13 protein-coding genes are annotated in these 9,987 nt (G+C 34.0%); 5 read left to right on the top strand and 8 right to left on the bottom strand.

What is annotated here, in order from left to right; all coding sequences use genetic code 11:
- Positions 1–464: 464 nt before the first annotated feature.
- The 4 genes from ACK4M9_RS22465 to ACK4M9_RS22450 all read right to left on the bottom strand — a co-directional run bounded on the left by ACK4M9_RS22465 (position 465) and on the right by ACK4M9_RS22450 (position 2,350).
- Positions 465–911 carry a GNAT family N-acetyltransferase gene (locus ACK4M9_RS22465; RefSeq protein ID WP_409855014.1) on the bottom strand — a complete coding sequence of 149 codons (447 nt, stop codon included), beginning with the start codon at positions 909–911 and terminating at the stop codon, positions 465–467.
- Between the two features lie 36 nt (positions 912–947).
- On the bottom strand, positions 948–1,247 hold the full coding sequence (locus ACK4M9_RS22460; protein WP_409855012.1) for a hypothetical protein: 300 nt from the start codon (positions 1,245–1,247) through the stop codon (positions 948–950).
- Positions 1,248–1,497: 250 nt separating this feature from the next.
- Positions 1,498–1,812 carry a P-loop nucleotide/nucleoside kinase family protein gene (locus ACK4M9_RS22455; RefSeq protein WP_409855011.1) on the bottom strand — a complete coding sequence of 105 codons (315 nt, stop codon included), beginning with the start codon at positions 1,810–1,812 and terminating at the stop codon, positions 1,498–1,500.
- Between the two features lie 394 nt (positions 1,813–2,206).
- Entirely contained in the window at positions 2,207–2,350 is a 144-nt protein-coding gene (locus tag ACK4M9_RS22450; protein ID WP_409855010.1) for a hypothetical protein, read from the bottom strand.
- 476 nt (positions 2,351–2,826) lie between these two features.
- Between ACK4M9_RS22450 and ACK4M9_RS22445 the strand changes: the two genes are divergently transcribed.
- Together ACK4M9_RS22445 and ACK4M9_RS22440 are read left to right on the top strand one after the other, a co-directional pair.
- Positions 2,827–3,288, top strand: a complete 462-nt coding sequence (locus ACK4M9_RS22445; protein ID WP_409855009.1) for a GNAT family N-acetyltransferase — start codon at positions 2,827–2,829, stop codon at positions 3,286–3,288.
- Positions 3,289–3,339: 51 nt separating this feature from the next.
- Positions 3,340–3,813 carry a GNAT family N-acetyltransferase gene (locus ACK4M9_RS22440; RefSeq protein ID WP_409855008.1) on the top strand — a complete coding sequence of 158 codons (474 nt, stop codon included), beginning with the start codon at positions 3,340–3,342 and terminating at the stop codon, positions 3,811–3,813.
- Positions 3,814–3,875: 62 nt separating this feature from the next.
- Here the strand turns inward: ACK4M9_RS22440 and ACK4M9_RS22435 are convergent, their stop codons facing one another.
- The 3 genes from ACK4M9_RS22435 to ACK4M9_RS22425 form a co-directional block, all read right to left on the bottom strand.
- The gene (locus ACK4M9_RS22435) at positions 3,876–4,118 is read right to left on the bottom strand and encodes a hypothetical protein (protein WP_409855007.1); all 243 of its coding nucleotides are present in this window, start codon (positions 4,116–4,118) and stop codon (positions 3,876–3,878) included.
- A 24-nt stretch (positions 4,119–4,142) separates the two neighbouring features.
- Positions 4,143–4,976, bottom strand: coding sequence for a VanW family protein (locus tag ACK4M9_RS22430; protein ID WP_409855013.1), 834 nt, complete (start codon positions 4,974–4,976; stop codon positions 4,143–4,145).
- 260 nt (positions 4,977–5,236) lie between these two features.
- Positions 5,237–6,196 carry a hypothetical protein gene (locus ACK4M9_RS22425; RefSeq protein WP_409855006.1) on the bottom strand — a complete coding sequence of 320 codons (960 nt, stop codon included), beginning with the start codon at positions 6,194–6,196 and terminating at the stop codon, positions 5,237–5,239.
- A gap of 354 nt (positions 6,197–6,550) precedes the next feature.
- Here ACK4M9_RS22425 and ACK4M9_RS22420 point away from each other — a divergent pair, with 354 nt between their 5' ends.
- From ACK4M9_RS22420 to ACK4M9_RS22410, 3 genes are read left to right on the top strand one after another with little or no spacing between them, the layout of a single operon-like run.
- Positions 6,551–6,937, top strand: coding sequence for a GntR family transcriptional regulator (locus tag ACK4M9_RS22420; protein ID WP_409855005.1), 387 nt, complete (start codon positions 6,551–6,553; stop codon positions 6,935–6,937).
- Positions 6,934–7,812 carry an ABC transporter ATP-binding protein gene (locus tag ACK4M9_RS22415; protein WP_409855004.1) on the top strand — a complete coding sequence of 293 codons (879 nt, stop codon included), beginning with the start codon at positions 6,934–6,936 and terminating at the stop codon, positions 7,810–7,812. The genes ACK4M9_RS22420 and ACK4M9_RS22415 overlap by 4 nt, the downstream gene beginning before the upstream one ends.
- Entirely contained in the window at positions 7,809–9,014 is a 1,206-nt protein-coding gene (locus ACK4M9_RS22410) for an ABC-2 transporter permease (protein WP_409855003.1), read from the top strand. The genes ACK4M9_RS22415 and ACK4M9_RS22410 overlap by 4 nt, the downstream gene beginning before the upstream one ends.
- Before the next feature lie 170 nt (positions 9,015–9,184).
- Here the strand turns inward: ACK4M9_RS22410 and ACK4M9_RS22405 are convergent, their stop codons facing one another.
- A complete protein-coding gene (locus ACK4M9_RS22405) occupies positions 9,185–9,634 on the bottom strand; it encodes a HEAT repeat domain-containing protein (RefSeq protein ID WP_409855002.1) in 450 nt (149 codons plus the stop codon).
- Positions 9,635–9,987: the final 353 nt, after the last annotated feature.

Below are 9,987 nucleotides of genomic sequence, written 5' to 3'. Positions count from 1 at the left end.
ATTAAACTTAAATAGCTATGAACAGTGTTATGTCCTATACTTTTTAGTAACTTTAACTTAGCCATTTTAGCACCTTCTGTCCTGTTTTTACTAAATATATCTTACCACGCTTGTTGAACTAAACTGCTTCGTTAGTTTAAGTGAAACATTTCACAAACTAACAGATATTTATAAATAAATCATACCAGAAAATAACAAATAAGGGGGGGATAATTGTTATACTACTTGAAATCTATGAGTAGTTGGTTAATTACTTTTTGCGCAGTATCTAGTCTACTAAGAAAGAGAATCACTTTGAATGCAATCCTCCCTCTTAGTTGGTTATTCTATTGCCAGTATCGTTGTATGGACCGGCAAGTGAGTTTGTTGTTTTTTAGTATTTCTTATTCAACATTAGCTTCCTTTAGTTCAAAAAAAAGGATTTACTCCTTATAGAAGAAAATCCTCCCTTAGTATTAAACACTTTACAAGATAAACTTTGCTAATTGTTCACCCCAAGATGATAATTCTGTTTCGATAAATCCAGCCTTTTTATAAGCAAATTTTGCCGAAAGATTTTCAGGATGATAACCTATCATAATAAGTGGAATATTTTTATCATTAATCCCTCTTATCTTTTCAATAATGAGATAAATAGCTTCTACGCCTATACCTTTTCTCTGGTGTTCTTTATCAATCATAAGTCTATAAATCCAATAATTATAATCGTCAGGGTCTATACCAAACATTGTAAACCCTATCATCTTGATATCGATATATATACCTTTTGCATAGAAGTTATCTAAAAATTGAACTTCTGCGATAGAATAAAGATTGGAGGCAATAAATGTACGTTGTTCTTCTTTTACAGATAATTTAATTGCTTCTTCCCAGTTGCTTTTATCAATGGATTTTAAGTATATTTTGTTCAATTCCTCGCCAACTCCTTGTCCCACTCTTATGAATACCTACTGAAAATTACTCTTTCGATTATTTGCAATCTCTATAATTACTGACGATAAAATGGAAATAGTGAATATAATAGCAAGTAAAATGAGAGCTACGATGTCATTAATTGTTTCATATGCGTGGGATTTATAAGGGATAAAATTTATTTTGATAAAGAAAAAAATCATTCCAACACCAGTGGCAATAGCAGGTATATATTTTATTAACCTACTAGATACCCTTTTCCCAATAAAATATGTAATGACTGAAATTAAGCTCATTATTATGACACTTACAAGAATTGCAACCTGAATATCCATAATTCCCTCCTAATTAGTGGTTCTTATTTGATAGGCTAATTTTCGATTACAATCTCTCCTTCACCTTTTGGTATTTCGAAACCATTAAGGTAGGCGGTTAAAATCTCTTCTGTAATAGGGAACGCATTAGCATCAAAACGTTTGTTCCGTAGATTAATCCTTTCTCGCAAATCATCAGGATGGACTTTTAAATAAATAAGTTTCCATTTACCGCCGGACTTTTCAATAAGTTGTTTATATTCGTTCCTTCTTACACGAGCCCAAAAAAACTAAAGTCAATTACCACCTGTTGTTTATCTTGAATTAACTTTATTAAATAATTGCGTAATTTTCTTTCCGCATCTTTCTTGTAGTCCTCAATCTTTTCCATTGGGAAATCAATCCCATATCGACCATTAGTAGCCCATATTTCTTCATCAATAGAAAGACGTACAAAACCTTCTTTTTCTAATTGTTGTGAGAATGTAGTTTTCCCAGAACCAGCCACACCACACATCATTACCACTAGAGGAGTGATATCATCTCGCTCACGATAAATTAAGTCAAAATTAAATTTTCCAAACATCTTGTTACTCCCCCATTTTTTTGATATGAATTCCTTCATAATCAATTGACTTTTAACTTTACCGCGTCGTGCTTTAACAATAGCGTCGTTGCTGTTCAAGTAACGCTACTCGATCAGGCTTGATAGTAAGAAGTTTTCCTTTACCTGGAGACAAAGAGTTCCATCTATAACAGCCCCATATACTCTTTCTTTCTCGATTAAATTAATTTTCAATAACTCTTACTATGTACTAGCGCCTCCGATTTTGTAGGTACATCTTCTCAAAAATTTTGTTTATTTAGCTTTATAGTTATGGCCCCTTAAAATAAGAAAAAGAGGAATAACCAATAAAATTAAACCAAATGTTTTAAAGAATGATTTGAAGTAAGCTGTCGTTAGCTCAACCAAGAAAGAATTATGAATTAACAATAATATTATAAATAATATAAATAATAGCAATAGCAGCTAAGAATAAACCAAATCCACCTTTTCCATAGTACATTCTGTCAGAAGTATCATCTTTTTCAAAAATACTTCTTTTATCCTTATTCTCATCCATTTACTGACCCTCCCAAAAGTTGTTTTTATCTATATGAAGAACAAGGACTGAAAGTTCCAAACTAAAATTTTTTTAATCGCATTTTCCACTATACCTTTTAAGTTTGTTAAAGATAGTTCTTCAAACATTTCATCAAGACCTGCTTATTGAAGTAAACTAACATTTCACAATCTCCAACTAATTTTAACATAAATATCCAAGTGAAATTTAAAATAATCCAAACAATATAAATTATGCGCTAAATACATGTATAACGATTTGTTCAAAAAATAGTAGTGTAAAATGTAACTTAACACCGGTTGTTGTTATTTCACATTTGATGCAAATACTACTTCATAAAAAAGGAATTAATTTTCTAATTTATGGTAGCATTGATAACATGGAGATATTGGCATCAACATTTACGATGCAGGTTTGTGAAGATGAATTGCTTTGAACAGTTTTGAATTTATAACTTGATAGAAGGATGAGGTACTTTGATTAAAATAATTGATATTAGTAATCGAAAAAACGCTGAAGATGTTTTAAACATGCAGTTACTATCCTATATGGTAGAGGCAGAAATTATTGGTTGCTATGATATACCACCATTAAAGGATACAGTTAATACTTTACAACAATGTGGAGAAACTTTCTTTGGTTATTATGATCGTGAGAAACTATGCGGAGTAATTTCTATTAAAATAAACAATGATGAAGTTGATATCCATAGGTTAATCGTGCACCCCAACCATTTTAGAAAAGGAATTGCACAGTTGCTTTTAAATCTTATAGAAAGTATGTGTGAAGTTAAAACAATGAAAGTAGCAACGGGCTCTAAAAATACTCCAGCAGTTAATTTTTATAAAAAGAACGGATTTCAAATAATCAAGGAAGTCACTGTACATGAACAACTTTCCTTAACTTTCTTTGAAAAAATTATTGAAAGGTCTAATTAACAATGGTACTAGCAACTTTATCTACTGGAATTTCACAAAAGGAGAGTACTTATGACAAGTTTAAACCAAATAAAATTAGATGTAGTTCACCAGGAAAACAGACAGCAGTACTTAGAATATCTTCTTTTAGCTGATGAGAGTGAAGTGGCAATAAATAAGTACATAAACGAAGGAGAAATGTTTTCTATTCATTATGAAAACAAAATGGCTGGGGTGGTAATTTTCAACTACCACTCACAACTGATAGTTGAATTAAAAAATATTGCACTAGCCCCTAACTTCCGGGGAAAGGGATTAGGAAAACTAGTTATTACGAAGGCGTGTGAGTTATACAAAAGAAAAGGGAATAGCAAGGTAATCGTTGGAACAGCCAATTCAAGTATAGGTAATTTGGCATTTTACCAAAAAGTTGGTTTTAGAATGACTGAAATTAAAAAAGATTTTTTCAGAGATTATCCTGAGCCAATCTATGAAGATGGCATTAGAGCCTTAGACATGGTTATGTTTGAAAAGTATTTAACTTAATCGTTTTTTCCTTTTAATGAAATAGCCATCTACATTTTGCAGATGGCTATTTTATCACCTAATCAACGCTTTTTCTTTGCTCCAAATTCTTCATATTCTCCCCAAGCTAGATAAGCAATTCCTACAATCAATGCTAAAAAACTAAACGTATTAAGTGTATTCCCTACATATTGCAACATGGCATTAAATAAACCTGCGTCCCAGCTTAAAACTCCTGAACCAAAAATAGCAGCAGTTATGTATTTCATAGCAAGTAAAAATGCAGCTATTGCAATGAATGCTACTCCAGCGCCTCGTTTTGTCATTTTATTCACTCCTTGTTTTTTGATCTATTTTTCTGCAGCCACCGTTTGTTCTGGTAGTAAAGGCTCGTACATCATGATTGCATGATTTTCCGTAATAAATTCATCGCTAATTTCTCGTTTGTCTAAATTATATATTTTACGAAAAATTCGATTATGCCTTACGTAACCACCCCAATATTCACGAGTAATCCAATGATCGCGTTGATAGACTTCATAAGTCCTGATAGCTGGCACGTCTTGACGCCATTCTCCAACTAAATGAGTGTCTGTCAAATATACAACCAACTGATAGGTGTTATTCGTCTCATTTTTAATTTGCAAATCAAGATAGTTATAAGCGCAAGTCGCACCACTTCCAAATGGCTGACTTCGATTAGAATCAGGAAAAACGTCATAACTATGTCGGTATCTTTCCGTAACAGTTAATGGAGAATGTAACGTCATCCAATAGATTAAATTAGACAATTGACATAAGCCCCCACCCACACCTTGCAGCACCCTCCCATAATGGAGAATCATTCCATCAACATAGCCTTTTCGTTTCGTTGTATTACCAATTAAACGCCAATAAGAGAACGTTTCTCCTGGTTTTATCAACACTTTATTAAGTTTGGCTGTCGCGATTTTAAGGTTTTTAATTTTATTATGCTGTAACCACATATCGACATCTTTTAATTGTCGAAGCAGTAATGTCCGGTGAGTAAAAATTTGATGCGGTAATAGATTGTCATTTTTCTTCAAAGCAAATTTCTTTTTCCCAGTGAACCACTCTAGATATCTTTTAGAACGATAATACTTTTTCCCGAAATAAATGCGAATAGAACTTCTTTTAATAGGCTTTAATGACTCCATCGTTATCCTCCTATTTATCACTTCAATAGTCCATAAGAGATTTTCGATCTATGCATATTGACGCTGGTTCCAGTATATCTACTTAACTACTATTCTAATAACAATTATTTCAAATTAAGCTAATTTTTACAATCTCTTTTAATGACAATTTTGAATTTTACCTCAACCCTAAAAGTAAAAGTAAATTCAAAACAATTCACTTAGAATTCATTTAATAATAAGAAAAACGCCCACCTTTTATGGTAGACGCACTTAGAAACTCGTTATTAAAAAGACAATTTACGTTGATAGTACCCATTTTCTTCTAAGAAATCCTTAGTATAGACATCGAAATCTTTTAGCAGTTCACGCCAGAATTTATTAGATATACCGTTCTTTTTGTAAGTATTCCAGTACAACTCACCGTCAAATAGTAATTCACCATCCACAATTTCAAAACCTTCTACATTTTTGGCAAAGGCTTTTAACCACTGTTTATTTAATTCATTAATAATTTCAATTCTCTCAACAAAGTCCGCTTCTATATCTAAATCTTTATAAATATCCGTCAACAGAGATAAACTTTGATAATCACTTGTAGCAGAGGCGGTTTGATCTTGCATCCATCTAGTAAAGGTCGATTCAATTACAGACGCATTTTCATCCGTTTTCGCTGTAACATTTTCATCTAGTTTGTTAAGCTCCCGACCTAGCTGAGCATATTTTTGCAATGTCCAAATAAGGTTATAGTGATTTTCGATAATCATTTGAGCCTCATTAATTGAAATTTTTCTTTCGTTAATCGCTTTATCATAGATTTTTTGATTATAGTTTAGATTATGGCCCACTCTAGAAACATCATTGGATAACTGGTGCGATAAGTAACGATCATACCCTTTATTCTCAGTGAATTGTTTAAATCCAAAAGCACAAAGTAAAACAATAGAAACTATTAAAATGACATTTCTTACTAGCTGTTTTTTTGGTTCGACTTGCAAGTCACGAATGTGATCACGATAAAGAAGGACTTGAAAGCTCGCAAATGAGACAATAGGTAATGCAAAATATACGATAACTTGCAGTGTTCCTGTAAACCACAGGTTTTCCTTCATCGATTCCATGAACAATGAGAGAATAATAGCTAATGTAAGACTGAGTATTAGTTTTAACCCTTTCGCTTGCCCTTCCCCTACTGAATAGTTAGCAAGACTAATAATTGCTAAGATGACTAATAAAAAGATGATCATGACATTTCCTCCAGTTTCTATCTCTACTATTTAATTTCACATTACCAATTTTTCCAAATAAAAACAATCTATTCTTCATAAAAATTACAATTGTGAAATTAGGAACTGCTTATTAAGTCCCCCAATTTTTATACGAAACTCTTTGAAAAAAGTTCCAAACAAACCAAAATCCTCTCGCATCCTACTTTCCCCTAATAACTTCTCCCTTTTATATGTATAAGGTAGCAATTCCTCCATTTGACTGGACGCCAGTATACTATTGTTTTTAAAGTTATGATTGACAATTTATTCCCTTTCGCAATATACTGTGTATAAACAGTATATACAGTTGAAAGAAATTGAGGTGATGCATGTATGTGGATTCACTTAAATGAAGAGGATTCACGGCCACTTTATGTCCAAGTGAAGGAGCAACTAATCCGCGAAATACTGAATGGATCGTTAATTCCAGGAGCAGAACTCCCATCGATCCGAGGGTTGGCAAAGGAACTGCGAACAAGTGTGATCACTGTGAAACGGGCATACCAAGATCTTGAGCATGAAGGTTATATTTTTACCCGAGCTGGAAAAGGCAGCTTTGTTAAGCCTCAACCTGATGGAGAATTAATCAAACAAAAGTTAAGTCTATTTCAAAAAAAGACAGAAGAGCTCATTCAATTTGGTCGTCAGCAGCATCTCTCTGACGAAATAATGATGAACGTGTTCAATGATTGTCTTAAAAAGGGGGAAAAGCAGGAATGAACAATATCATTGAAGTCCGTAATGGGATGACGAAGTTTAAAGGGTTCGAATTAGGACCGATTAATATTGAAATACCCAGAGGAATGATCACGGCACTCATTGGCAGAAATGGCGCTGGCAAAACAACTTTTTTAAAGGGCATTAGTGGACTCTCTCCCTTCCATGAAGGATCCGTCACCTACAACGGTTCCGAAATCGATTTCCTTGATCCTCTTATACGTACTAAAATGACCTACATAAGTAACGACCTGCAAATGTACAGTGATTTTACAGTGAAGCAATCGTTAAATTTCATCTCAAAACTCCATAAAAACTGGGCAGATCTTTGGATTGAAGAATGGCTGCGGGTGTTTCAAATTTTACCGCGCATGCAAATTCACCAACTATCTAAAGGAATGAAAATGAAATTTAATCTTTTGTTAGGGCTAGGTCATGAACCGAACCTCGTCTTACTCGATGAACCTACAGATGGTTTAGACAGTATTTCAAGGCAACAATTTTTCGACCTACTACAAGCATATATCGAAAAGGACGACCGCTCTGTTGTTATATCTACACATTATACGAAGGAAATCGAGTCTATTTGTGATTATGTTATTTTTATAAAAAATGGGACTACGCCTTTATTTGGCGAAGTCGAAACATTAAAGGAAGCGTTCAAAGTTTTTTCTCTACCACCGAACGAAACGATCTCAGGGATCAATGGCATCATCTCTTCTGTTACGACAAGGCTTGAAAAAAAGGGGATTATTCGTTCAGAAGCTGTGACGAACTTACCAGAGTATGCAGTTATTAAAAAGCCGACTCTTGATGACCTCTTCCTTTTCGTTGTAGAAGAAGGAGACACAGGAAAGGTAAAGGGGGTAGAACAATGATCACTCTAATTAAACGCGATTTACTCTCTACGAAAAATGTTTGGTTTTTCGTATTACTAGCCTTAGGAATCGTCTGGGCGTTCTTATCTTATATTATCCTTCAACATCCAGGAGAAGTAGTAGAACTACTGGTCATTCCTGCATTTTTGACGGTCTTCTTTGGCTATGGGTTGGTTGCCCACGTTTGCCGCGTCGAAGACTTAAATCGGGTCAACGAACGGGTGCTCCAGCTTCCAGTTCATCACCATGTTCTTATTTTGTCACGCTATTTAACTAGTTTTTTGTTAGTAGCCATTCTTTTAGTAATTAATCTCGCTTTTTTTGGAGTGTTATCCTTTTTTTCGGATGGAAAATTATTTACTTTTAATGAAATATCCACTTATGGTTATCTATTATTTCAGCTTTTGATCCTGATCATTTTACTATATTTACCGTTTTATTTTGCGAAGAGTAGTAATGTCGCAACTTGGTCGATTCGTATTTCAGTATTTTTATGGCTGCTATATACTTTCTTACTACCACTTTTTTATTTCGAGCGAATACATCGTAAGTATGTACCAGATCAATATTATGATCATTTAGGGGTATTTTTGTTTTTATTCACACTGCTCCTTGTCCCAATCTCTTTTGCTAGTTCAACATCAAGTTTCCGCTTAAAGAGACTGCGTAAAAGAAATCTATTACCATTAGCAAGTCTTTGTGTAATCATTTTCATTGTATTTGCAGGCGTTGCAAAAATAGCCGAAAGCAAAAGTTTAAGTAGTGTTGCTGACATTCTCATGGACACGAAGGTCGAGAATGTAAAGGTCAAGGCATTTCCTGCCTACCAATACGACGAAGGTGAAACGCCAGTGCAATATCGAGTTCTTGTCACGATAGAATTTTCAAATGATAGTTTTTCTGAAAACAAACAATTAGTTTATACTGAGCCTATTTATGTACAAGTATCAGGTTCTACACGAGATTATTTAGGGTTAAACGGGTTTGAAGTTCCGTTCGAATGGTTATTTTCATCCCATTATGTTGGACGTGACAAAGAAGAACGGAAACGATATGCCTATGAAATTGAAGCCCCAAACTTTTTAACTGAAGAAGAAAAAGTGACATTCCTTGCGAACTTTACTGAAGAAGATTTCACAGTGTTTATCGAAAGTAAGTGGTTGAATGCTGGAAGACATCTGGTGGATTGGAGGAAGCGCTAGTTTTTTAAAGGCAAAAAAGGAGCAGATTTTGCTCCTTTTTTGGTGTTTATGAAATTGGTCGCACTATACTCTAATGCTATTGTTTAGGCTATATAAGGCTTGCCAAAACGTTTAATTAATTTAAATTCTTCTACAGTTGACGAAACAATCATTGAGGCCACTATATTTTTTTACCTAGTCGTTAATGTCGACCACGTTTCCTCTAGCCATGTATCAAAGTCTGCGCCTTTATCGCCTTCATAGACATCATATAAATCAAGTCGCATTTTCTTAACTTTTTCTTTAAAATCCTCATACGAATGATCAGCAGGTAAACTCTTCTTAATTCTTAAGAGGATTTTGTTCGTTCCTTTGATCAGTTCGCCTTGCTTATGTTTTGGCATTGTAACTGCTTCACCTAATGATTTAAGTTTACGGTAAGCGGCTTCCTGTACTTTGTAAACAGAATCTCCTGCCATACTATGCTTCAATAGTTCAATCGCCTCTTTGCTCTGCAATTGCCCTAACTCCTCTACCGCATCCAATCGCTCTCTCCAATTAGAGGTTCTATTGATCGATTTCTTTAACTCGTTAAATTTCACTTTCACATCTTGATCTGTATTAATTTCGTTATTACTCAAACTATCCAATCTCCTTCATATAAAAAACTTTTGACAAAGCGTCTATCAACTATTGTACCATTATAATCCAACGCACATACTTATTTATTTTATTATCAATGACAACCTCTATTAATCGAAGGGTTATACGATTTTGTTGGCTGAAACAAGAATAATTCCTTGGTATATGAATGACATTGTAAACTATATGAATTTCAAGGACACAGTTTCCTAGTATCTGGGAAGTCTAGTCCACTAACCACACTGATAAGGACACTAACTCCTAATAACTGGTAATCTCAGTCCGCTAACCACAACTATAAGGACACTAACTCCTAATAACTGGTAATCTCAGTCCGCTAACTCCCCCTATA

The sequence above is a fragment of the Anaerobacillus sp. genome (assembly GCF_046314235.1).
In the GTDB taxonomy this organism is placed as follows: Bacteria; Bacillota; Bacilli; order Bacillales; family Anaerobacillaceae; genus Anaerobacillus.
The sequence above is the reverse complement of the archived record's forward strand: the minus strand, read 5'-3'. Positions and strand labels throughout refer to the sequence as shown.